The organism is Gulbenkiania mobilis (assembly GCA_004346645.1).
GTDB lineage: Bacteria > Pseudomonadota > Gammaproteobacteria > Burkholderiales > Chromobacteriaceae > Gulbenkiania > Gulbenkiania mobilis.
Genome location: SMDA01000003.1, coordinates 132,487 through 155,598, shown reverse-complemented (window position 1 = coordinate 155,598; position 23,112 = coordinate 132,487). Strand labels below are relative to the sequence as shown.

The 23,112-nt window shown below is 64.2% G+C and carries 23 protein-coding genes; 18 read left to right on the top strand and 5 right to left on the bottom strand.

Features of this window, described 5'->3' with window-relative positions:
• Nucleotides 1–269 precede the first annotated feature (269 nt).
• From grpE to mpl, 18 genes are all read left to right on the top strand, one after another.
• On the top strand, nt 270–815 hold the full coding sequence (gene grpE / locus EV669_RS05700; protein ID WP_054284623.1) for a nucleotide exchange factor GrpE: 546 nt from the start codon (nt 270–272) through the stop codon (nt 813–815).
• Nucleotides 816–920: 105 nt separating this feature from the next.
• Nucleotides 921–2,846, top strand: coding sequence for a molecular chaperone DnaK (dnaK, locus tag EV669_RS05695; RefSeq protein WP_132098126.1), 1,926 nt, complete (start codon nt 921–923; stop codon nt 2,844–2,846).
• Between the two features lie 134 nt (nt 2,847–2,980).
• The gene (dnaJ, locus tag EV669_RS05690) at nt 2,981–4,096 is read left to right on the top strand and encodes a molecular chaperone DnaJ (protein ID WP_132098125.1); all 1,116 of its coding nucleotides are present in this window, start codon (nt 2,981–2,983) and stop codon (nt 4,094–4,096) included.
• 216 nt (nt 4,097–4,312) lie between these two features.
• Nucleotides 4,313–5,806, top strand: coding sequence for an alanine/glycine:cation symporter family protein (locus EV669_RS05685; protein WP_132098124.1), 1,494 nt, complete (start codon nt 4,313–4,315; stop codon nt 5,804–5,806).
• Between the two features lie 110 nt (nt 5,807–5,916).
• The gene (locus EV669_RS05680; protein ID WP_054284626.1) at nt 5,917–6,147 is read left to right on the top strand and encodes a hypothetical protein; all 231 of its coding nucleotides are present in this window, start codon (nt 5,917–5,919) and stop codon (nt 6,145–6,147) included.
• A 47-nt stretch (nt 6,148–6,194) separates the two neighbouring features.
• Nucleotides 6,195–7,196 carry a porphobilinogen synthase gene (gene hemB / locus EV669_RS05675; RefSeq protein WP_132098123.1) on the top strand — a complete coding sequence of 334 codons (1,002 nt, stop codon included), beginning with the start codon at nt 6,195–6,197 and terminating at the stop codon, nt 7,194–7,196.
• A gap of 479 nt (nt 7,197–7,675) precedes the next feature.
• Nucleotides 7,676–8,881: a glycine C-acetyltransferase gene (locus EV669_RS05665; protein WP_132098122.1), complete on the top strand. Its 1,206-nt coding sequence runs from the start codon at nt 7,676–7,678 to the stop codon at nt 8,879–8,881.
• Nucleotides 8,882–8,955: 74 nt separating this feature from the next.
• A complete protein-coding gene (gene tdh / locus EV669_RS05660; RefSeq protein ID WP_054284629.1) occupies nt 8,956–9,981 on the top strand; it encodes an L-threonine 3-dehydrogenase in 1,026 nt (341 codons plus the stop codon).
• A 113-nt stretch (nt 9,982–10,094) separates the two neighbouring features.
• Nucleotides 10,095–10,988 carry a glycine--tRNA ligase subunit alpha gene (gene glyQ / locus EV669_RS05655; protein ID WP_054284630.1) on the top strand — a complete coding sequence of 298 codons (894 nt, stop codon included), beginning with the start codon at nt 10,095–10,097 and terminating at the stop codon, nt 10,986–10,988.
• Between the two features lie 4 nt (nt 10,989–10,992).
• Nucleotides 10,993–11,427, top strand: a complete 435-nt coding sequence (locus EV669_RS05650) for a surface-adhesin E family protein (protein ID WP_132098121.1) — start codon at nt 10,993–10,995, stop codon at nt 11,425–11,427.
• A 2-nt stretch (nt 11,428–11,429) separates the two neighbouring features.
• Nucleotides 11,430–13,502 (top strand): glycine--tRNA ligase subunit beta, encoded by a 2,073-nt coding sequence (gene glyS / locus EV669_RS05645; RefSeq protein ID WP_055433413.1) that lies wholly within the window; start codon nt 11,430–11,432, stop codon nt 13,500–13,502.
• A 76-nt stretch (nt 13,503–13,578) separates the two neighbouring features.
• Nucleotides 13,579–14,124, top strand: coding sequence for a D-glycero-beta-D-manno-heptose 1,7-bisphosphate 7-phosphatase (gene gmhB, locus EV669_RS05640; protein WP_054284632.1), 546 nt, complete (start codon nt 13,579–13,581; stop codon nt 14,122–14,124).
• 6 nt (nt 14,125–14,130) lie between these two features.
• A complete protein-coding gene (locus EV669_RS05635; protein WP_132098120.1) occupies nt 14,131–14,904 on the top strand; it encodes a lysophospholipid acyltransferase family protein in 774 nt (257 codons plus the stop codon).
• Nucleotides 14,873–15,580 carry a M48 family metallopeptidase gene (locus tag EV669_RS05630; RefSeq protein WP_318271337.1) on the top strand — a complete coding sequence of 236 codons (708 nt, stop codon included), beginning with the start codon at nt 14,873–14,875 and terminating at the stop codon, nt 15,578–15,580. The genes EV669_RS05635 and EV669_RS05630 overlap by 32 nt, the downstream gene beginning before the upstream one ends.
• Nucleotides 15,581–15,616: 36 nt before the next feature.
• A complete protein-coding gene (gene gloA, locus EV669_RS05625) occupies nt 15,617–16,006 on the top strand; it encodes a lactoylglutathione lyase (RefSeq protein ID WP_054284635.1) in 390 nt (129 codons plus the stop codon).
• Between the two features lie 129 nt (nt 16,007–16,135).
• Nucleotides 16,136–17,536, top strand: a complete 1,401-nt coding sequence (locus EV669_RS05620) for a sodium:proton antiporter (protein ID WP_054284636.1) — start codon at nt 16,136–16,138, stop codon at nt 17,534–17,536.
• 67 nt (nt 17,537–17,603) lie between these two features.
• A complete protein-coding gene (trmB, locus tag EV669_RS05615) occupies nt 17,604–18,266 on the top strand; it encodes a tRNA (guanine(46)-N(7))-methyltransferase TrmB (protein WP_132098119.1) in 663 nt (220 codons plus the stop codon).
• 62 nt (nt 18,267–18,328) lie between these two features.
• Nucleotides 18,329–19,711, top strand: a complete 1,383-nt coding sequence (mpl, locus tag EV669_RS05610) for a UDP-N-acetylmuramate:L-alanyl-gamma-D-glutamyl-meso-diaminopimelate ligase (RefSeq protein WP_207913800.1) — start codon at nt 18,329–18,331, stop codon at nt 19,709–19,711.
• Nucleotides 19,712–19,763: 52 nt separating this feature from the next.
• Here mpl and EV669_RS05605 read toward each other — a convergent pair whose 3' ends face one another.
• The 5 genes from EV669_RS05605 to EV669_RS05585 are packed head-to-tail and all read right to left on the bottom strand — an operon-like array spanning nt 19,764 to nt 23,057.
• The gene (locus EV669_RS05605; RefSeq protein WP_235445311.1) at nt 19,764–20,267 is read right to left on the bottom strand and encodes a hypothetical protein; all 504 of its coding nucleotides are present in this window, start codon (nt 20,265–20,267) and stop codon (nt 19,764–19,766) included.
• 20 nt (nt 20,268–20,287) lie between these two features.
• Nucleotides 20,288–21,130 (bottom strand): phosphoserine phosphatase SerB, encoded by an 843-nt coding sequence (gene serB, locus EV669_RS05600; protein ID WP_132098118.1) that lies wholly within the window; start codon nt 21,128–21,130, stop codon nt 20,288–20,290.
• Between the two features lie 59 nt (nt 21,131–21,189).
• On the bottom strand, nt 21,190–21,930 hold the full coding sequence (locus EV669_RS05595; protein WP_132098117.1) for an HvfC/BufC N-terminal domain-containing protein: 741 nt from the start codon (nt 21,928–21,930) through the stop codon (nt 21,190–21,192).
• On the bottom strand, nt 21,923–22,747 hold the full coding sequence (gene bufB / locus EV669_RS05590) for an MNIO family bufferin maturase (protein ID WP_132098116.1): 825 nt from the start codon (nt 22,745–22,747) through the stop codon (nt 21,923–21,925). The genes EV669_RS05595 and bufB overlap by 8 nt, the downstream gene beginning before the upstream one ends.
• 43 nt (nt 22,748–22,790) lie before the next feature.
• Nucleotides 22,791–23,057, bottom strand: coding sequence for a BufA1 family periplasmic bufferin-type metallophore (locus tag EV669_RS05585; RefSeq protein ID WP_054284643.1), 267 nt, complete (start codon nt 23,055–23,057; stop codon nt 22,791–22,793).
• Nucleotides 23,058–23,112 lie beyond the last annotated feature (55 nt).

The following is a 23,112-nucleotide window of genomic DNA, read 5'->3' as shown; positions in this document are numbered from 1 at the left end:
GCCCGGACGGGGCTTGCCGGGGGTGGGTGTAGGGGCATTTAAGCATAAAAAATTTGACTTGTGTGCGGTGCAACACACAAAAAAACTTGCTTTTTCGCAAGCTTACAGGGCCGTTGCCAAACGAATAAAAAACGCCAGCGGCGATGATGAATTTGCGAACCTTGCATGATTGCAACCGCACATCTGAACATTGCTCTTGAAATCGCTCCCAAAGCCCCTACCTGTGGTCGGGACTTCGCATATCGCCGAATCCGCCAAAGGGAACCACCATGCAAGATCAAGAACACCAGAATCTGAACCCTGACGTGAACGCGGCCGCGGAAGCCGCTGACGCCGGCGCGCCTGAGGAGGCCCTGGCGCCCGAGGCCCGCATCGCCGCACTGGAAGCCGAACTGGCCGACATGAAGGAGCAGTTCCTGCGCAGCCGCGCGGACCTTGAGAATCAGCGCCGACGTACGCAGGAAGAGGTGGCCGCGGCCCATAAGTACGCGGTGAACAAGCTGGCGCAGGAGCTGCTGCCGGTGAAGGACAGCCTAGAGATGGCGCTGGCTGACCAAAGCGGCCAGTTCGACAACCTGAAGTTCGGTGTGGATCTCACCCTTAAGCAACTGGCTGCCGCCTTCGAGAAGGTGCAGATCCGAGAGATCGCACCGGCCGCCGGTGACCGGCTAGATCCGCACCAGCATCAAGCCATGACGATGGAGCCGTCGGACCTAGAACCCAACACTATCGTGCGGGTAATGCAGAAGGGCTACCTGATCGCCGATCGCGTGCTGCGTCCGGCCATGGTCGTGGTGTCCAAGCCGAAGTCATGAAATCTTGGCCGAAGCCACTTGAAATGAGTGCGGCCGCCAATACTTAAAGCTTCGAAGACTGATTCCCCCAATGGGACAGACACAGAATTCAGGAAAGGAACACGAATGGGCAAAATCATCGGTATCGACCTGGGCACCACCAACTCCTGCGTGGCCGTGGTAGAAGGCGGCAACCCCAAGGTAGTGGAAAACGCCGAAGGCGCACGGACTACGCCGTCGATCATTGCATACATGGAGGATGGCGAGATTCTGGTGGGCGCGCCTGCCAAGCGTCAGGCCGTCACCAACCCGAAGAACACCCTCTATGCGGTCAAGCGTCTGATCGGCCGCCGTTTCGAGGATAAGGAAGTACAGAAGGACATCGACCTGATGCCCTTCGAGATCATCAAGGCCAAGAACGGTGATGCCTGGGTGAAGGTGCGTGACCAAGAGCTGGCACCGCCGCAGATTTCCGCCGAAGTGCTGCGCAAGATGAAGAAGGCTGCCGAGGACTACTTGGGCGAGGAAGTCACCGAAGCGGTGATCACCGTGCCGGCCTACTTTAACGACAGCCAGCGTCAGGCCACCAAGGATGCGGGCCGCATCGCCGGTCTGGAAGTCAAGCGCATCATCAACGAGCCGACCGCGGCCGCGCTGGCATTCGGCCTGGCCAAGCAGGAGGGCGACCGCAAGATCGCGGTCTATGACCTGGGCGGTGGCACCTTCGACATCTCGATCATCGAGATTGCCGATGTGGACGGCGAGCACCAGTTCGAGGTGCTTTCGACCAACGGGGATACCTTCCTTGGCGGCGAGGACTTCGACCAGAGACTGATCGACTACATCGTCACCGAGTTCAAGAAGGAGCAGGGCGTTGACCTCAAGAACGACGTGATGGCCCTGCAGCGCCTGAAGGAAGCCGCCGAGAAGGCCAAGATTGAGCTGTCCTCCGCGACCCAGACCGAGGTGAATCTGCCGTACATCACCATGGATGCCACCGGTCCGAAGCACTTGGCGATGAAGATCACCCGTGCCAAGTTCGAATCGCTGGTGGACGAACTGATCGAGCGCTCCATCGAGCCGTGCCGCGTTGCCCTGAAAGATGCCGGCCTGAAGGTGACCGACATCGACGACGTGATCCTGGTGGGGGGGCAGACCCGTATGCCCAAGGTGCAGGAGGCTGTGAAGGCCTTCTTCGGCAAGGAACCGCGTAAAGACGTGAACCCGGATGAGGCCGTGGCCGTCGGTGCCGCCATCCAGGGTTCGGTGCTCTCGGGGGACCGCAAGGACGTGTTGCTCCTGGACGTGACCCCGCTGTCGCTCGGGATCGAGACGCTCGGCGGCGTGATGACCAAGCTCATCCCGAAGAACACCACTATTCCGACCAAGGCACAGCAAGTGTTCTCTACCGCCGACGACAACCAGACGGCCGTGACCATCCACGTGCTGCAGGGCGAGCGGGAGAAGGCTTCGGCCAACAAGTCGCTGGGTCAGTTCAATCTGGGTGACATTCCGCCGGCTCCGCGGGGAGTGCCGCAGATCGAGGTTACCTTCGACATCGACGCCAACGGCATCCTGCATGTGTCGGCGCGTGACAAGGCCAGCGGCAAGGAAGCCAAGATCACCATTCAGGCATCCAGCGGTCTGTCCGAGGATGAAATCCAGCGCATGGTGAAGGATGCCGAGGCCAACGCCGAGGAAGACAAAAAGCTGCACGAGCTGGTCCAGGCCCGCAACCAGGCTGAAAGCTTGATCCACAGCGTCAAGAAATCGCTGGCCGACTTTGGCGACAAGATCGAGGCAGACGAGAAGTCCGCGATCGAGGCTGCCCTGAAGGACGCCGAGGAAGTGGTGCAGGGCGACGACAAGGAAGTGATCGAAGCCAAGACCCAAGCGCTGATGACCGCATCGCACAAGCTGGCCGAAAAGATGTATGCGGCCCAGGGCGGCGAGGCAGCAGCCGGTCAGCCGGGTGCCGAGGCCGGTGCCAATGCCAAGGACGACGGCAACGTAGTCGATGCCGAGTTCGAGGAAGTGAAGGACAAGAAGTAAGCGTCTTGTCCTGAACGTCGGGAGGCACAGGGATACAGCAGGCAGCTGCCTCGCTGGCCTCTGTGCCTTCTGCCGTATTCGCACCAGCCAGAACGATTATGGTCCGCCTGCGAGCGGGCCCGATGGGAACGATCATGTCCAAACGCGATTTTTACGATGTGCTCGGCGTCAATCGCGATGCGTCGGAAGACGACATCAAGAAGGCGTACCGCAAGCTTGCGATGAAGTACCACCCGGACCGTAATCCGGACAGCAAGGAAGCCGAGGGCAAGTTCAAGGAAGTGAAGGAGGCGTACGAGATTCTCTCCGACGCCCAGAAGCGCGCGGCCTACGACCAGTACGGACATGCCGGCGTGGACCCGCAGGCCGGCATGGGCGGCGGCGGAGCAGGCTTCGGCGGTTTCGATTTTGGCGACATCTTCAGCGACATCTTTGGCGGAGGTGGACGGGGTGGACGCTCCAACGTGTACCGTGGCGCAGACCTGCGCTACAACATGGAGATCACCCTGGAAGAAGCCGCACGGGGCTGCGAGAAGCAGATCCGCATCCCCACGCACGAGGCCTGCGATACCTGCCATGGCACCGGCGCCAAGCCGGGCACCCAGCCCAAGACCTGCGCCACCTGCGGTGGTCACGGTCAGGTGCGGATGAGCCAGGGCTTCTTCTCGATTCAGCAGACTTGCCCTACCTGCCACGGCACCGGCAAGCAGATTACCGACCCGTGCAACAAATGCCATGGGGCAGGTCAGATTAAGTCCAACAAGACGTTGAACGTGAAGATCCCGGCTGGGGTGGACGAAGGTGACCGCATCCGTCTGGCAGGTGAAGGCGAGCCGGGTCAGAACGGTGGGCCGGCCGGGGACCTCTATGTGGTCACCCATCTCAAGCAGCACCCGGTGTTCCAGCGCGATGGCATGGACCTGCATTGCGAGATGCCGATCAGTTTTGCCACCGCCGCGCTGGGCGGCGAAGTGGAGATTCCCACGCTGGACGGCGTGGCCAAGGTGAAGATTGCTCCAGAAACCCAAAGCGGCCGGGTATACCGCCTGCGCGGCAAGGGGGTGAAGGCCGTGCGCGGCAACGACTATGGCGACCTGATGTGTCACGTGGTGGTGGAAACCCCGGTCAACCTGAACGAACGCCAGAAGGAGCTATTGCGCGAATTCGACGCCGTGACGCGCAACGATGCCGCCCGTCACAATCCGCGTTCCAAGTCCTTCATGGACAAGCTGAAAGATTTCTTCGGCTAAAGTCCTCTGGTTTTCCTTTCGTGACGGCAGCTTTGGCTGCCGTTTTTCTTGCGCAGCATCAGCGCTGGCACTGCAAGGTCATGCTTGGCATGGCGGGAAGATGACGTTAAGGTTACTGCCTCTTTGCCTACAGGACACTGTATCCGGTAGGCAGAGCGGCAGGGGCTGCCTGACGGGTCCGCCGGCCTAACAAACGAGAAAAGAGAGGAAAACCTGATGAACCAGTGGGTGGATGCCGTAAACGGCATCATCTGGAGCCCGGCACTGATCTACCTGTGCCTGGGTGTGGGCCTGTATTTTTCGCTGCGCACGCGCTTTGCGCAGGTGCGCCATTTCCGTGAAATGATCCGCCTGATGTTCGACGGCAAGAGCGACGAGCACGGTGTGTCTTCCTTCCAGGCCCTGGCCATGACGCTGGCCGGACGGGTGGGCACCGGTAACATCGCCGGTGTGGCCACCGCCATTACCTTCGGCGGCCCCGGAGCCATCTTCTGGATGTGGATGGTGGCCTTCTTGGGGGCCAGTTCTGCGTTCGTGGAGTCGACACTCGGCCAGGTGTACAAGGAAAAGCTGGAGGGTCAGTACCGAGGTGGCCCGGCCTTCTACATCGAGAAGGGACTGGGCATGAAGTGGTATGCCTGGGTGTTCGCGATCGCCACCATCTTTGCCACGGGCGTACTGCTGCCGGGCGTGCAGGCCAATTCCATCGCCTCCGGCCTAGAGAACGCCTTCGGCGTAGCCCCGGCCGTGACGGCCGCTGTGCTGGCGATTCTGCTGGGCTTCATCATCTTCGGGGGCGTGAAGCGCATCGCTTCGTTTGCCGAGATCGTGGTGCCGTTCATGGCGCTGGGCTACATCATCGTGGCCTGCGTCATCATCGCTCTCAACATTCACCAACTGCCTTCGGTGCTGGGGCTGATCTTCAAAAGCGCCTTCGGCATGGATGCGGGCTTCGGCGCAATCCTGGGCCTGGCGATCCAGTGGGGCGTGAAGCGGGGCGTGTACTCCAATGAGGCTGGCCAGGGCACCGGGCCGCACGCTTCCTCGGCCGCTGCGGTATCACATCCGGCCAAGCAGGGCCTGGTGCAGGCCTTCTCGGTCTATGTGGACACGCTGTTCGTGTGTTCGGCCACGGCCTTCATGCTGCTCATCACCGGCCAGTACAACGTGCAGGGGGCCGACGGTAAGGCACTCTACACCGGTATTGCCGGCGTAGCGGCCGGCCCTGGCTACACCCAGACCGCGATGGAGACGATCATGCCGGGCTTCGGTTCCATCTTCGTGGCCGTGGCACTGTTTTTCTTTGCCTTCACCACCATCGTGGCCTACTACTACATCGCCGAGACCAACATCGCCTACATCAACCGCAAGGTGAACCGCCCGTGGCTGACCTTCGTGCTTAAGCTGGCACTGATGGCATCGGTGGTGTACGGCACGGTGAAGACGGCCGAGCTGGCCTGGGGGCTGGGCGACATCGGCGTTGGCCTGATGGCCTGGCTGAACATCGTGGCCATCCTGATGCTGCAAAAGCCGGCACTGGCCTGCCTGCGCGACTATGAGGCCCAGCAGGCCCAGGGGGTGGACCCGGTCTTTCATCCTGAGAAGCTCGGCATCCGCAACGCCGACTACTGGGCCGGGCACCGCTCGGAAGACAACCTTGCGGCCGAGCGTGCGGAAGCAGCCGGCCGTCCGGCACCGCAGCAGCGCTGATACGCGATCTGTTGCCCTACAACGCCCGGCCCCGCCGGGCGTTGTCTATTTCGGGCCTGGCCAAAGCGGGCGTATGATCCGCTTTTGACCTTTTTCAAGGAAGCGTGCACATGGATCTGGTCCACTCCACCTGGTTCTGGGTGCTGATCATGGGGGCGCCCGCTGTGGGCGCCATCGGCACGCTGATCCGGCTGTCACGACGCGAACCGCCCCCCGACCTGCCGCCCGGGGTGAAGCCTCAACCTTACGCCAACGATGACAGCGATAAGGAAGAGGGGGACGACTACGGCCTGCCCCCCGCACCGCGCATTCCGTCGCACCACGATAGCGAGCGACGCTGAATCTACCCGCCCGCCTGCGCGCGGGCCGAACCACAAGCGAGACCGCAATGATTTTTGCCAACCGTTTCTTTCCTGCCACCCGCCTGCGCCGCATGCGCCACGACGACTTCTCGCGCCGCCTGATGCGCGAGAATGTGCTGACTACCAACGATCTGATCTATCCGGTCTTCGTGCTCGAAGGTGACAACCGTGAACAGGCAGTGAACTCCATGCCGGGCGTCACGCGCCAAAGCCTGGACAAGCTGCTCCATACCGCCGAAGAGGCGGTCAAGCTGGGCATTCCGATGCTGTCGCTGTTTCCGGTGATCGAAAGCGGCAAGGACAACTCGGGCGCCGAGGCCTACAACCCGGACGGGCTGGTGCCCCGCACCGTGCGTGCCCTGAAGGAGCGTTTCCCGGAGCTGGGGGTGATGACCGACGGTGCATTGGACCCGTACACCATCCACGGCCAGGACGGCATTCTGGATGCGTCGGGCTACGTGCTGAATGACGAAACCACCGAGGTACTGGTCAAGCAGGCCCTCTGTCATGCCGAGGCCGGTGCAGACGTGTTCGGCCCGTCAGACATGATGGACGGACGCATCGGTGCGATCCGTGAGGCGCTGGAAGAGGAAGGGTTCATCCATACCAAGATCCTTGCCTACAGCGCCAAGTATGCTTCCGCCTTTTACGGGCCCTTCCGTGACGCGGTGGGGTCTTCGGCCAACCTTGGCAAGGCGGACAAGTACACCTACCAGATGGACCCGGCCAACCTTGAGGAAGCTATCCAGGAAGTGGCAATGGACCTGGAGGAGGGCGCAGACATGGTGATGATCAAGCCCGGCATGCCGTATCTGGACGTGATACGGCGGGTGAAAGACACCTTCCGCGTGCCCACTTACGCCTATCAAGTCTCGGGCGAGTACGCCATGCTGAAGGCGGCCTTCCAGAACGGCTGGCTGAACGAGGAGAAGTGCATGATGGAGAGCCTGATCGCGTTCAAGCGTGCCGGAGCGGACGGCATCCTGACCTACTTCGCCCTCGATGCGGCGCGGCTGCTCAGGCGCTGAAGTCCTGGCTGACCGCGCACCAGGCGGCCTCAGGGCCGCCTTTCCGTTTGGCCCTGGGTCTCGGCTTGCCCACAGGGGGGGCAGTCCACGACAGAGGTGCCTCAGCGCCCGCCCTTGCTTGCCGGGTTACGCGGCGTAAAGGTGTGGCAGTGTTGGCCGGTCGCGGACCGTACGTCGTCCATCGGCAGGCGCCGGCTCTTGAAGTCCATGGCCCGACAGCCATAGGGGAAACGGCTGTTATGGGTGATGTAATAGTGGCGGCAGTGGCGGCAGTGTGGAGCGGACACGGTCACGGCAGGAGAGGGCAAAGCCCGATTGTCGCACAGGGGCCCGTGCCGGTTTAAGACAGGCACACCCGCCCCCCGAAAATCGCGCCCAACTGTGCCTGAACAATGACCGGGCACAGGTCTAGAATGGTGACAAAACAATGACGCCCGGCGTCCTGCCGAGGCGGACACGCTGACCACAGGAATCGTCCCATGAACCATACCTACCTTGCACATCTGGAGGCCACGCTGGCCCAGATCCGTGCCGACGGCTTCGAAAAGCCCGAGCGGGTCATCGCCACCCCCCAACGCGCCCATGTCGCGCTGGCCGACGGCAAGAACGTGCTCAACTTCTGCGCCAACAACTATCTCGGTCTGGCCGATGACGCCCGGCTGATCGAAGCGGCCAAGGCCGGTCTGGACGCCTACGGTTTCGGCTGTGCGTCAGTGCGCTTCATCTGCGGCACGCAGACCATTCACAAGTCGCTGGAAGACACCATCTCGCGCTTCCTGGGTACCGACGATACCATTCTCTATTCGAGCTGCTTCGACGCCAATGGCGGCGTGTTCGAAACCCTGCTGGGCGAGGAGGATGCGGTGATTTCCGACGAGCTCAACCATGCCTCGATCATCGATGGCGTGCGCCTGTGCAAGGCCAAGCGCTTCCGTTACCGCAACAACGACATGCATGATCTGGAAGCCCAGCTTCAGGCTGCAGAGGCCGCCGGCGCGCGCTTCAAGCTGATCGTGACCGACGGGGTGTTTTCCATGGACGGCATCATCGCCGACCTCAAGGGCATTTGCGACTTGGCCGAACGCTACGATGCACTGGTAATGGTGGACGACTCGCACGCCGTCGGCTTTATCGGCGCGCAGGGTGCCGGCACGCCGGAGCACTGCGGCGTGTCCGACCGGGTGGACATCTACACCGGCACGCTCGGCAAGGCACTGGGCGGTGCTTCCGGCGGCTATGTGTCGGGGCACAAGCCGATCATCGATCTGCTGCGCCAGCGTTCGCGGCCCTACCTGTTCTCCAATTCGCTGGCCCCCGCCATTGTGGCCGCCAGCCTGCGCGTGTTCGAGATCCTGGCCTCGGAAGAGGGCGCCCGCCTGCGTCATCAGCTGGCCGACAACGCCCGCCGCTTCCGCGAGGGCATGACGGCAGCCGGCTTCACGCTGGTGCCGGGCGAGCATCCAATCATTCCGGTGATGCTGGGCGATGCGCGGCTGGCCGCAGACATGGCGGCCGCCCTGCTGGCCGAAGGCGTGTACGTGATCGGCTTCTCTTATCCAGTGGTGCCCAAGGGCAAGGCCCGCATCCGTACCCAGATGTCTGCGGGCCACACCGCCGAGGACGTGGATGCGGTCATCGCCGCGTTCACCCGCGTCGGGCGCATGCTGGGCGTGCTGCCGGCCTGATCCCTTCTTTTCCTGATTTGGGGTTGGCCGAAGCGTGCTTCGGCCAACCTTCTACCGTCTATGCGGAGAGCTGCATGAAGGCGCTTGCCAAACTCGAACGGGCCGCCGGCCTGACCATGACCGACGTGCCTACCCCGGAAGTCGGCCACAACGACCTACTCATCAAGATCACCAAAACCGCCATCTGCGGTACCGATATCCACATCTGGAACTGGGACGACTGGGCGCAGCAGACCATCCCGGTGCCCATGCACGTCGGCCACGAATATGTCGGTGTGGTGGCCGGCATGGGCTCTGAAGTGCAGGGGTTCAGAATCGGCCAACGCGTCTCCGGCGAAGGCCACATCACCTGTGGCTACTGCCGCAACTGCCGCGCCGGCCGGCGGCATCTGTGCCGCAATACGGTTGGTGTGGGGGTCAACCGCCCCGGTGCGTTCGCCGAGTATCTGGTGATCCCCGCGTTCAATGCCTTCCCGATTCCGGATGACATCTCTGACGACCTGGCATCCATCTTCGACCCCTTCGGCAATGCGGTGCATACCGCACTGAGCTTCAACCTGGTAGGCGAGGACGTGCTGATCACTGGCGCCGGCCCCATTGGCATCATGGCCGTGGCCATTGCCAAGCACGTGGGCGCGCGGCACATCGTCATCACCGATGTGAACGATTATCGCCTTGAGCTGGCTCGCAAGATGGGCGCCAGCCGTGCGGTGAACGTGGCGCGCGAGGATCTGCGACAGGTGATGGGCGAGCTGCACATGTGCGAAGGCTTCGATGTCGGCCTGGAAATGTCCGGCAACCCCCAGGCGTTCCGCCAGATGCTGGACGTGATGAACCACGGCGGCAAGGTGGCACTGCTGGGCATCCCGCCCAAGGACACCAGCATCGACTGGAACCACGTCATCTTCAAGGGTCTGGAAATCAAGGGCATTTACGGACGGGAAATGTTCGAGACTTGGTACAAGATGGTAGCCCTGATCCAGTCCGGGCTCGACATCACTCCGATCATCACCCACCACTACAAGGTGGACGACTTCCGCACCGGCTTTGAAGCCATGCTGTCCGGGCAGAGCGGCAAGGTGATTCTGGACTGGCAGTAAGCACGCCTCGCCCGCCGTCGGGCTGCCCTCCGGGTGGCTGCGGCGGGCGCTTGCTTTTCGCGGGGGGCACGAATCGGTAGAATCGGCCTGATTCCATTCCGATTGACCCCGCTATGCTGACTTTTCAGGAAATCATCCTGACGCTCCAGAACTACTGGAACCGTCAGGGATGCGCCCTTCTGCAACCTTACGACATGGAAATGGGCGCCGGCACCAGCCATACCGCCACTTTCCTGCGCTCCATCGGTCCGGAACCGTGGAATGCCGCCTACGTGCAGCCCTCGCGCCGCCCGAAGGATGGTCGCTATGGCGAGAACCCCAACCGCCTGCAGCACTACTACCAGTATCAAGTGGTGCTCAAGCCCTCTCCGCCCAACATTCAGGACCTTTACCTCGGCTCGCTCAAGGAGCTGGGCATTGATCCGACGATGCATGACATCCGCTTCGTCGAAGACGACTGGGAGAATCCCACCCTCGGCGCTTGGGGGCTGGGCTGGGAGGTCTGGCTCAACGGCATGGAAGTGACACAGTTCACCTACTTCCAGCAGGTGGGTGGCCTGGACTGCAAGCCGGTCCTGGGCGAGATCACCTACGGCCTCGAGCGGCTGGCGATGTACCTTCAGGGCGTGGAGAACGTCTACGACCTTACCTGGACGGTGTATCCCAACGGCCAGAAGGTGAGCTATGGCGACGTGTTCCACCAGAACGAGGTGGAGCAGTCCACCTACAACTTCGAGCACAGCAACGTGCCCTTCCTCTTCGGGCAATTCAACCAGTTCGAGGCGGAGGCCAAGCGCCTGCTGGACACGGGGCTGCCGTTGCCAGGCTACGAGATGATCCTCAAGGCAGCCCATACCTTCAACCTGCTGGACGCGCGCGGCGCGATCTCTGTGACCGAGCGTGCCGCCTACATCGGGCGTATCCGTACCTTGGCACGACAAGTGGCACAGGCCTACTACGATTCGCGCGAGGCCTTGGGCTTCCCGATGTGCCAGGACCGGAGTTAAGACGGTGCAGCGCGTGGCCCGGGCACTCTTTTTCCTCGCGGTTTTCGGCGCCGGCACGGTTCAGGCGGCCGACTGGCGTGTCTACCAGGCCGGGCCGGCGCTGGAGCTGGCGGTGGACGCCGACAGCATCGTCCGTGACGCCGAAGGCTGGACGGTGTTTGTCAATCAGGAGCGCTTCACCGAGATGCGCCGGGACGAGGCGCTCAAGATCCGCTACCGCATCCGCCGCACCGAAGGCCGCGCCGACTGCACGGGCTACCGTTACCTCTTCCTCTCCGCCTCGTATTTCTCCGGTTCGGGCCAGCCTGTGTATTCGCAGATGTTCCCGCTGCAACGCTACAAATGGACGTGGCAGCCGGTTTATGAAGGCTCCGTGGCCGACGCCATGATGCGCACCGTCTGCACGCTCGCCCGAAACGCACCCAGCAAGAAAAAATGACCATGACCGCTACCCTGCTCATCGAACTACTCACCGAGGAACTGCCGCCCAAGGCGCTGCCTCGTCTGGCGGCGAGTTTCGCCGAATCCATTACCCGCGACCTGAAGGCGCGCAAGCTGGTGGCCGACGAGGCCGTGCCGCAGGTCTTCGCCTCGCCGCGCCGTCTCGCCGTCAGCCTGAAGGGCGTGGCTGCTCAGGCGGACGATGCCGAGGTGGTGGAAAAGATCATGCCGGTGTCCGTGGCGCTGGATGCTGCCGGTGCACCGACCCAGGCCCTACTCAAAAAGCTGGAGGCCCGAGGCATCGCCCCCAGTGAGGTGGCCCGTTTCGAGCGTCGCCAGGACGGCAAGGCTGAAAGCCTGTTCCACCGTTACCGTGCGGCGGGAGCCCGTCTGGCCGACGAACTGACCGGCATCGTGGCCGAGGCCCTCAAGAAGCTGCCGGCGCCCAAGCTGATGCGCTGGGGCGACCTGGAGCACCAGTTCGTACGACCCGTGCATGGCCTGATGATGCTGCACGGCAGCCAGGTACTGAAAGGCGAAGTGCTGGGGCTTGCGAGCGGCAATACCACCCTGGGCCACCGCTTCCTGTCCTCGGGCCCCGTGACCGTGGCCGATGCCGACAGCTACGCCCGCGTGCTGTTCGAGACCGGTCGCGTGGTAGCCAGCTTCGAAGCCCGTCGCGAACTGATCGCCAAGCGGCTGCAGGATGCGGCGGCAGCGCTCGGCGCCACCATCGCCGCGGACGATGCGCTGATCGACGAGGTGACTGCGCTGGTCGAATGGCCGGTGGTTCTGGAGGCCGGCTTCGAGGCCGACTTCCTCAAGGTGCCGCAGGAATGCTTGATCCTGACGATGCAGCAGAACCAGAAGTACTTCCCGCTGCTGGACAGCTCGGGCCGGCTGATGAACCGCTTCCTCCTCGTTTCCAACCTGGAAGCGGCCGATCCCTCGCATATCATTCACGGTAACGAGCGCGTGCTGCGCGCGCGCCTGTCGGATGCCAAGTTCTTCTTCGAGCAAGATCAGAAGGTACGGCTGGAAACCCGCCTGGAGCGCCTGCGCGATGTGGTGTACCACAACAAGATCGGTACGCAGTACGAGCGGGTGGAGCGTCTCAAGATCATTGCCGGCGTAATTGCCGAGCAGTTGGGCGCCGACCGTGCGCTGGCGGAGCGCGCGGCCTGGCTGGCCAAGGCCGACCTGGTGACTGACATGGTGGGCGAGTTCCCGGAACTGCAGGGCATCATGGGCATGTATTACGCCCGCCACGACGGCGAGCCGCAGGAGGTGGCGGCCGCCATCGAAGGTCACTACCATCCGCGTTTTGCCGGCGATACGCTGCCCGAAGGGCCAGTGGCCACCGCGGTGGCGCTGGCTGACAAGCTGGAGACCCTGGTGGGTATCTGGGGCATCGGCCTCATCCCCACCGGTGACAAGGATCCGTTTGCCCTGCGTCGTGCAGCGCTCGGCGTGCTGCGCATGGCGCTGGCGGCGCCGCTGGACCTGAAGGCCCTGCTGCAACAGACGGCTGACGCCTTCCCCGCAGGCAAGCTTTCGGCCAACGTTGCGGACGAGGTGTTTGCCTTTGCACTGGAACGTCTGAAGCACTTCCTCGCAACCGACTACAAGGCCGACGAGGTGGAGGCCGTGCTGGCTTTGGCTCCGTCGCGTCTGGACGAGGTGCGCGCGGTGCTGGCCGCGGTGGCCGGCTTCAAGGCCCTACCCGAAGCCACCGCGCTGGCGGCTGCCAACAAGCGGGTGAAGAACATCCTGCGCAAGAATGCCACCGAGACTGGCGAGGTGAACCCGGCCTTGCTGGTCGAGCCGGCCGAACAGGCTCTGTTCGCTGCGGTGGAAAAGACTGCGCCGGCGGTGGAGGCCCACTTTGCCGAGCGCGACTTTGCCGGGGCGCTGTTCACCCTGGCCACGCTGAAGGCTCCGGTGGACGCTTTCTTTGACGACGTGATGGTCATGGCTGAGGATGCTGCCGTGCGCGACAACCGTCTGGCGCTGCTGGGCCGGCTGTCCGACCTCTTCAACCGCGTGGCCGACATTTCCCTACTGGCCGAGTGATCCACACAGCCGGGCTGCCGAGCCGCTGTTTGCGGACGCGGCAGCCCGGTTTCGAACCTTCCCGCGGAACACGACCTTGAAACTAGTGATTCTCGACCGTGATGGTGTCATCAACGAAGACCGTGATGACTTCGTCAAGAGCAGCATGGAGTGGGTGCCGCTGCCGCGCAGCATCGAGGCCATCGCCAACCTCACGCAAGCCGGATGGCGCGTGGTGGTGGCCACCAACCAGTCCGGCCTGGGGCGTGGGCTCTTCGACATGCATGCGCTCAACGCAATGCACGAGAAGATGCACCGCCTGGTCAACCAGGCCGGCGGGCGCATCGATGCGGTGGTGTTCTGCCCGCACACTGCGGCCGACCGGTGCAATTGCCGCAAGCCGGCGCCCGGGATGGTGCTGGATATCGCCGACCGCTTCAACATCCGCACCCAGGGTATTCCGATGGTAGGCGACAGCCTGCGCGACCTGCAGGCGGTGGCCGCCGTGGGCGGCAGGCCCATTCTGGTAAAGACCGGAAAGGGCGAGAAAACCCTCGCCCAGGGCGGTCTGCCTGAGGGTACGCTGGTCTTCGACAATCTTTACATGGCGGCCGAGCACCTGATCGCCGGCGCCTCTGCCTGAGCAACCATGAGTCTGATCCTTCGCAATCTGGTGTACTGGCTGGTGCTGGTGCTGGTCACCCCCCTGTTCTTCCTTGCCCTGTTCCTGACCGCCCCGCTGCCGCGCCGCATGCGCCATGTGTTCGGAGAATCCTGGGCCCGCTTCCTGCTGTGGATGCTGGTGCATGTCGTCGGCCTGAAGTACCGCGTGGTGGGGGCCGAGAACATTCCTGCTACTCCGTCCGTGATCTGCTCCAAGCACCAGTCCGGCTGGGAGACGCTGGCCCTGCAGGAGATCTTCCCGTCGCAGGTGTATGTCGCCAAGAAGGAACTGCTGTGGATTCCCTTCTTCGGCTGGGGGCTGGCACTGATGAATTCGATCGCCATCAGCCGCGCTGACGGTGCCCGCGCTACACGCATCATTCAGGAGCAGGGTCGCGAGCGGCTGTCGCACGGCTTCTGGATCACCATCTTTCCCGAGGGGACGCGGGTGCGTCCCGGCCAGCATGGCCGCTACAAGCTGGGTGCGGCGCGCATGGCGCAGACACTCGGCATCCCGCTGGTGCCGGTGGCGCACAATGCCGGTGAATTCTGGCCGCGCAACGCCTTTCTGAAGTATCCGGGCGAGGTGACGGTGGTCATCGGTCCGGCAGTCATGCCGACCGAAACCTCGACGCCGGACAGCCTGATGCAGCAGGTCGAGGCATGGATCGAGGCGCGTCAGCGTGAGATCGGCGGTGTCGGCCCGTTTGCCGATCCGGAGGAGAGGCGTGCCCGCCTGGCTCGAACTGCCGCTGCCTGACGGGCCGGTGCCGGTGGTGCTGACCCGTCGCCGGCGCCAGACCATCGGCTTGCGGGTGGGGAGCGAGCGGGTCGAGGTGATTGCCCATCCGCAGGTGCCGCTGAGCGAGCTCGAAGCGGTGCTCCGGCGCCGTAGCGACTGGATTGCCGAGCACTGGCGCATCCAGCAGCAGCGCAAACGCGAAAGGTTGGCCGAAACCTACAGCCTGTGCCTGCTGGGCGAGCCAGTGCCGGTGCGGCGCCGTGCCGAAGGCCGCCGGGTACGGGTGGTACACACCGACGGCGCGCTGGAGGTGCAGGGTGTGGCGGAGGGCGACGAGGCGGCCTTGCGCACAGCCCTTGCCGCATGGATGAAGCGTGAGGCACAGCTGGACTTTCCACGCCGCGTGGCCCGGCTTGGCGCCGGACTGTTGCGTAGCCCCAGCGCCTGCCATCTTTCCGCAGCCCGCACCCGCTGGGGCTCCTGTACGGCCCAGGGCGTCATCCGGCTCAACTGGCGCCTGCTGCAAGCCCCGCCCGCAATCATCGACTACGTGGTGGCGCACGAATTGGCCCACCTGATGCACATGAACCATTCGGCCGCCTTCTGGGCGCAGGTGGCCGCCCTGTACCCCGACTGGCGCGTCGCCCGCCAGTGGCTGAAAACCGAAGGCCACCGGCTGTTTGCGCTGGGCTGAACGGCCCGCTGCCCCGGGCCCAAACTGGAGAAAGACATGCGATTACTGCACACCATGCTACGCGTTGGGAACCTTGAGCGTTCTCTGGCATTCTATCAGGACGTTCTGGGCATGCGCCTGCTGCGCCGCCAGGATTATCCGGACGGTCGCTTCACGCTGGCCTTTGTCGGCTTCGGCGACGAAGACGACACCACGGTGATCGAACTGACCCACAACTGGGACACGACCTCGTACGATCTGGGCACCGGGTACGGCCACATCGCCATTGAGGTGGAAGATGCCTATCGGGCCTGTGATCTGGTGCGCGAACGCGGTGGCAAGGTCACACGCGAGGCCGGCCCGATGAAACACGGCACCACCGTGATCGCCTTCGTCGAAGACCCGGACGGCTACAAGATCGAATTCATCCAGAAAGGGACCCGCTGACCGGTCCGGCACACTGCTGGCCCCGAATGCGCCGGGCGCTTTCTCCTCAGGAAAGCGCCCTTTGCATTTCCAAGCACCGCGCCGGGTCCGGCGGGCCCGCCCCACACATCACCATCAGGGAGTGAACTCATGTTGCGATACCTACCGCTGGCCGGGCTGGGCCTTCTGGCGCCGGGCCTGGCCTCTGCGGCCGACCTGAACGGCGCCAGCCTCAGCCTGGCCTGGAGCCTGCCGTTTGCCGGCATCCTGCTGTCGATCGCGCTGTTTCCGATGCTGGCGCCCGGCATCTGGCATCGCCATTTCGGCAAGATCACCGCATTCTGGACAGTGCTGTTCCTCCTGCCCTTTCTGTTCGCCTTCGGAGCGGGCACGACCGCCGCTGTCGTCTCCCATGCCTTGGTGACCGAGTACATCCCTTTCATCGTACTGCTGTTCGCGCTCTACACCATCTCCGGTGGCATCCTCGTGTGGGGCAACATGCATGGCTCGCCCGCCTTGAACACCGGGCTGCTGGCGATCGGGACGGCGCTCGCTTCAGTGATGGGCACCACTGGGGCCGCCATGCTGCTGATTCGGCCGCTGCTCAAGGCCAACGACAACCGCAAGCACAATGTGCACGTGGTGGTGTTCTTCATCTTCCTTGTCGCCAACATCGGAGGCGGCCTCACGCCGCTGGGCGACCCACCGCTGTTTCTGGGCTTCCTCAAGGGCGTGGACTTCGGCTGGACGGTGCGGGCGATGGCCCTGCCGGTTCTCCTGGCCTCGCTGGTGCTGCTGTTCGTGTTCTATCTGGTGGACAGCTACTATTTCCGGCGTGAAGGCGTGCTCTCGCGCGACCCTTCGCCCGATACGCGCACCCTCAAGCTGATGGGCAAGTTCAACTTCCTGCTGCTGGCGGGTGTGATCGCGACTGTGCTGGTGTCGGGGCTGTGGCGCCCGGGCATCGTGTTCAACGTATTCGGGGCCCCGCTGGAGCTGCAGAATCTTGTCCGCGACCTGGTGCTCGTTGGGCTGGGCATGATGTCGCTGGTGCTCACTCCGCGCCAGATCCGGGCCGGCAACGAATTCAACTGGGATCCGCTGCTGGAGGTGGCCAAGCTGTTTGCCGGTATCTTCGTCACCATCGCGCCGGCCATTGCCGTGCTGCGCGCCGGCAGTGACGGTGCGCTGGCCCCTCTGGTGGCGCTGGTGTCCGGCGAGGACGGCATGCCCGCCAACGCGATGTACTTCTGGCTGACGGGGGTGTTGTCGGCCTTCCTCGATAACGCGCCGACCTATCTCGTGTTCTTCAATCTGGCCGCCGGCGATGCACAGCTGCTAATGAAGGAACTGCCGCAGACCCTGCTGGCCATCTCGATGGGTGCGGTGTTCATGGGGGCACTCAGTTACATCGGCAACGCGCCCAACTTCATGGTGAAGGCGATTGCAGAGCAGCGTCGGGTGAAGATGCCCAGTTTCTTCGGCTACCTGCTTTGGTCGGGCGCCATCCTGCTGCCGCTGTTTGCGGTGCTGACGCTGGTCTTCTTCTGACTCCCCGCTGCCGTCCAGGCAGCAAACGGTTCATAATGGCGGCCCCTGTGGCCGCCGTTTTCTTGCCATGCACGCCAATTCACGCTTTGTCACCAGCAATCAGACCGGTCCGCACGAGCACCTGCCTGTGCTTCTGGCGCGGCATCGTGCCCACCCGTTCCGCAAGCCCTTTGCCGACCACAACATCGCCGCTTGGCGCGAGGCCCGTGCGGCCTGGCAGGGGCGGGCGCCGCTGGTGCTGGACACGGGTTGCGGTGTGGGCGCATCCACCCTGCAGCTGGCGGCTGCCCGCCCCGATGCCTTCGTGATCGGGGTGGACCAGTCACTTGATCGCCTTGCCCGCGGCAAGCCGCAGCCCCTGCCCGACAACTGCATCCTCGTGCGCGCGGATCTGGTGGATTTCTGGCGGCTGATGCTGGAAGACGGCACAAGGTTGGCCGAACACTGGCTGCTATATCCCAACCCCTGGCCCAAGGCGCGGCACCTGCAGCGCCGCTGGCACGGCCATCCGGTGTTTCCGCTTTTGCCGCATCTGGGTGGCATGATGGAGCTGCGCACCAACTGGGCGCTCTACGCCGAGGAGCATGCGTTGGCCCTGTCGCTGCTGATCGGCCGGACGCTACGGCCTGAGCGCTGGCACCCCCAGACCTGCCTTACCCCCTTCGAACGGAAATACCGTGATTCCGGCCATGCGCTCTGGCGAGTGCGTGCCGATCTGGCAGGGGCGTGAAGCCCGCGCGCCGGGTCGCTTTGCGGTATCCTTGCCGTTTTGCCGTCTTCCGCTTTCACACCATCATGCATATCCATATCCTGGGCATCTGCGGCACCTTCATGGGGGGCATCGCCGCCATCGCCCGTCAGGCCGGACACAAGGTCACCGGCTGTGATGCCAACGTTTATCCTCCGATGAGTACGCAGCTGGAGGCGCTGGGCATCGAGCTGATCGAGGGCTTCGGTACCGAGCAGCTGGCGCTGGCTCCCGACGTGTTCGTCATCGGCAACGTGGTGCGCCGAGGCACTCCGCTGATGGAGGCGATCCTCGATCGCGGCCTGCCGTATGTGTCGGGCCCGCAGTGGCTGGCCGAAAACGTGCTGCAGGGGCGGTGGGTGCTTGCCGTGGCTGGTACGCACGGCAAGACCACCACCTCCAGCATGCTGGCGTGGATCCTTGAGGATGCAGGGCTTGCACCGGGCTTCCTCATCGGTGGCATTCCCGAGAATTTTGGTGTTTCGGCGCGGCTGCCGGGCGCGCCTGCGCAGGAGCCCGGCGGAGAGAGCCCGTTCTTCGTGATCGAGGCGGACGAGTACGACACCGCCTTCTTCGACAAGCGCAGCAAGTTCGTGCACTACCGTCCGCGCACCGCGGTACTGAACAATTTGGAGTTCGACCACGCAGACATCTTTGCCGACCTGGGCGCCATCGAGACCCAGTTTCACCACTTGGTGCGTACGGTGCCCGGGGCCGGGCGCATCGTGGTCAACGGACGCGAGCTCAGCCTTGCGCGCGTTCTGGAACGGGGCTGCTGGACGCCAGTCGAGGCCTTCGGCGTGGAGACAGGATGGTCGGCGGGCCTGCCGGACGCCAACGGCCACTTCGACGTGATGTGCGCCGGCGTGACCGTAGGCCGGGTGGCCTGGGGCCTTTTGGGGGAACACAACCGGCTCAATGCGCTGGCGGCCATCGCTGCGGCCCGCCATGCGGGGGTGACCCCGCAGCAGGCGGCCGAGGCGCTGTCGCGGTTTGCCAACGTCAAGCGCCGCATGGAGGTGCGTGGTGAAGCGGGGGGTGTGACGGTCTATGACGACTTTGCCCATCATCCGACGGCGATTGCCACCACCGTGGCCGGCCTGCGGGCCAAGGTTGGCCGAAACCGCATTCTGGCCGTACTGGAGCCACGTTCCAACACCATGAAGCTGGGGACGATGAAGGATGCCCTGGCAGCTTCGCTACAGGATGCCGACCGGGTGTTCTGCTCAGCCGTCGGCCTGGGCTGGAGTCCGGCCGAGGCGCTGGCGCCGCTGGGCGAGCGGGCCCAGACCTTCGATGCCTTCGACGCACTGGTGGAGGCCATCGTGGCTGAGGCACAGCCAGGCGACCATGTTCTTGTGATGAGCAACGGTGGCTTCGGCGGTATTCATGCCCGCCTTCTGGAGCGGCTGGGCGCACGTGCCTAGGCGGTATTCGACCCAAATAAAAACCGCGCTTTGAGGCGCGGTTTTTTGTGGCTCAGCGCTGGTGAATCGCCTGTCGGTGTCGGCGGAACACCCATTTCTCCCACATCAGCAGGGTGTGTTCGTCAAAGGCGTGGCGGATATCGGCCAAGACCGCAAACCGTTCGCCGGCTGGCTGACAGGCAACGATGTGGCCGGTCAGGTGCAGCGTGAGCGCTGACTCGGTATGCGGCGCCAAGGTGAAGAGGTGGGTATCGCCGGGCTGGAAGACGGTGTCGGCCAGCCACGCCAGCTGGTGCAGACCAACGCGGCAGGGCGTCGGGTGGGCCTCGTCGCGGTGGTAGCCCACGAGCGTCAGTTCCAGCGCCAGGTCGATCTTGGCTTCCAGCCGGATCAGCAGCGGGTCGCTGTCCTCGTGCAGCTCGGTGGGAGCGGCCAGGACCCGCAGCGCCAGCCGGGTCTCGCGCACCAGCCGGGGCGGCGTGGGGCCGTTGGCGGCCGGGCCGATCATCAGCGGCAGTTCGCCGTCGAAGGAAACCGTTTCCAGTTGGGGGAGCATGGCTGTCTCCGTCAGGGGCGTCATGCGAACAGGCCGATCACGCGATCAAGCCCGCCGTGCCGTATGGCCACATCGGCCTGGCGGCAGACTACCGGCTTGGCATGGAAGGCGATGCCGACACCGGCTTCGGCCAGCATCTCCAGATCGTTGGCGCCGTCGCCCATCGCGATCACCTGCGCGGCAGCCAGCCCCAGGGCCTCGCGCACCTGCATGAGCAGGGTGCGCTTGGCGCGGGCATCGACGATCTCCCCCGTCACCCTGCCGGTCAGCCGGCCGTTGGCAACTTCAAGCTCGTTTGCAAATGCATAGTCGAGCCCGAGCTCGGCCTTGAGGCGCTCGGTGAAGAAGGTGAATCCGCCCGAAACCAGCATGAACTTCACGCCGTACGCCCGGCAATGCGCCAGCAGGGTTTCCGCCCCCGGCGTCAGTTGCAGCCGCTCGCGATAGACGGTGTCGAGGGCGGACTCCTCCAAGCCTTCCAGCAGCGCCACACGCGCTTTGAGCGAGGCAGTGAAGTCGATCTCGCCACGCATGCTGCGTTCGGTGATGGCGGCCACCTGGGCCTTAAGTCCCTGCATGGCGGCGATTTCGTCAATACATTCGATGGTGATCAGCGTCGAATCCATGTCAGACACCAGCAGCCCCAGGTCTTCCCAGCGGGTGGTCGCGGGCACAAAGGCCGCATCCCAGTTCCGCGCTTCGCAGAAGGTAGCGACCCTATCGCGTTGCGCCGGATCGGCATTTTCGAACCGGGCAAGGCCGGGGGCGTTGAGGGTGGGCGCGGGGGCATCGAGGATGTGGGCGACTTCGGCCAGGGCGCCCGGCTCCAGCCGGTCGGCCTGCAGAACAAGCGCGTATTGCATGGGTCTGACTCGGTTCGCGTAAGAGGTGGGAAAGCAGGATTATGCCACGGTGCGCCCTGCTAGGCGGCGAAGAGGCCGCCAGTCAGCATGAAAGCCAGCCAGCCTTGCAGGTCAAACCCTGCGTCGTGGACCAGGGCCGCATCGGTGGCGGACTCCAGGGTGGCGCCTTCGGCCAGCGCGCTCAGCCAGGCTGCCCCGGCGGCATCGAGTCGGCGCAGATCCACCTCACCGGCTGTGCGGTAAAGCAATAGGCGCTCGCCGGGCGCATCCAGGTCCACCTGCTCCTCCGTGCCGGCCCGATGTGCAAGCCAGATGGTGCCTACCGGATGGGACGAGGCGAAGCAGCGCGCGTTGGCCGAAAGCGGCAGCGTCAGCGCCTCACCCTGGCGGTTTGCCCGCTCTCCAAGGGCTGCCGCATCCAGCACCGGCACATCGGCATGATAGTAGAGGCGGTGCAGGCACCACTCCAGGCGTGCCGTATCGGGCAGATAGGGCAGAGAGGCCGCCGGGCCGAAGCCGTCGAGAAAGGCGCCGAAGCTTTCTCCGTACAGATGCAGGTTGCCGGAGTGTGACGGGGTGCGGGCGATGTAGGCCTGAGCCAGTCCATGGAAGAAGTCTGCTCCCACGATGGCGGCCACCACCGGGTAGGCCAGGGCCAGCGCCCCTTCCAGCCCCACGCGGTAGTTGTTGCGGTATACCGCCAAAGCGGCAGGGGAGAAGTCCACAGCCGCTGGCGTAGCGGCGGTGATGGCGGCCAGGAAGTCGGCCTGCAGGGCGGCCGGGTCCTTGGGCTCAGCCATGGTCGCGCACCTCGTCCAGCAGACGGTTGGCCTTGTCCGCCTCGGCCAGTAGCGTGTCCAGCGGGGGAATGTCCAGATCCCATTCGATCAGCGTCGGGCGCGGCCCGATGCGTGCCAACACCTTGCGGTAGAGCGCCCAGACTGGCGCGTGCACCGGGCGGCTATGGGTGTCCACCAAGAGGCCGTTGCGCTCGGTGAAGCCTGCCAGGTGGATTTCTCCGATGGCATCTGCGGGTAGGGTGGCGAGCGCCGCCTCGACGTCGGTGCCAAGATTCTGCTGGTTGACATAGAGGTTGTTGACGTCCAGGAGCAGCCCACAGCCGGTACGCTGCACCAGCTCCGCCAGGAAGGTGGCCTCGTCCATCTCGCTGTCGGGAAAGGCCAGGTAGCTCGACAGGTTCTCCAGCATCAGCGGCCTGCCGATGGCGTCCTGCGCCTCACGCACGTTGGCCGAAACCAGATCAAGCATGTGCCGGGTGTAGGGCAGCGGCAGCAGGTCGTTGGCATAGCGCCCGCCCACATGGTTGAAGGCCAGGTGCTCGGACACGGCCGCCGGTCGTACCTCTTCCACCAGCCGGCGCCAGGCCGCCAAATGCTGGGGGTCGGGGCGCTCGGCCGAGCCTAGGCCCAGCCCCACGCCGTGCAGCGAGAGCGGGTAGATCTCGGCTAGCCGTTGCAGCATTGCCACCGGCTGCCCGCCTTCGAAGAAATTCTCGCTGTGCACCTCCAGCCAGCCTGTCGCCGGCCGGGTCGAGAGCACTTCGCGATAGTGTGGGGCTCGCAGGCCGATGCCGCAGGTGAGAGGCAGGGTGTTCATCCGCGCTTTCAGGAAAAAGGCCCCGCAATGCGGGGCCTCGGGATCACTTCTTGGGAGCGGGTGCCTGCGCGTTGCCGCCCATTTTCTCGCAGCTGCCCTTGGCCACGTAACGCCAGTCGCCGTTGTCGTTATCGACCTTGGCCTGACCAGCGCAGCTGTGGGCGCCGGTGGCCGAGGCACAGTCATTCTTGCCAGCCTTGGCGATGCCGTAGCACTTTTCCTTTTCGGCGGCGCCGGCGGGCGCTGCGATCAGCCCCATGGCCACGACACTGCCCAGAGCAGTGGCGATCAGTTTCTTGGATGCGGACATGGTGGTTCTCCTGTCGGTGTGTCGCCGGCCCTGCCGGCTACACGGGTTCTTCGCC